The 438-nt window shown below is 61.6% G+C and carries 1 pseudogene; it reads right to left on the reverse strand.

Annotation, left to right across the window (positions count from 1 at the left end):
• Nucleotides 1-195: 195 nt before the first annotated feature.
• Nucleotides 196-438, reverse strand: a pseudogene (locus AF337_RS12395) (FAD/NAD(P)-binding protein); the annotation flags it as partial.

The following is a 438-nucleotide window of genomic DNA, read 5'->3' on the forward strand; positions in this document are numbered from 1 at the left end:
GCCGGACAGGCGACGCCCATGCGGCTTCATATCGCGCGGTGCTTGCCGCCGCGTGCGCCACCGACAGTCATCCAGGCGTCGCGAACAGCCTGACTGCACCCCATTCCCGACCCGCTGCATCGCCCAGAGTGGCGATGCAGCTTTGGCCGGCTTTGCCATCCATTCACAGGTTGGGACAATAACTCTCACGCATCGTCACAGGCTTTGACGACGTGCTGCGCCTTTAGCCACTTCGCCAATCCAACTGTTGAGCAACGACGCAGCGGCATGGCTTTGTAAGACGATCTGAGGCACCAGATCGATATCCGGGAGGCTGCCGAGGCCAAGCGGTCCCATCGCGAACAGCCCATGCAAGGCGCTCGCCTTGGTCCGCCCGCATTCGTCTACGACGATACCGATCTCGAGTTCGTCCCGCGTTGCAAGACCCGCAATGATGAT

The sequence above is a fragment of the Rhizobium ecuadorense genome (assembly GCF_001187535.1).
GTDB lineage: Bacteria > Pseudomonadota > Alphaproteobacteria > Rhizobiales > Rhizobiaceae > Rhizobium > Rhizobium ecuadorense.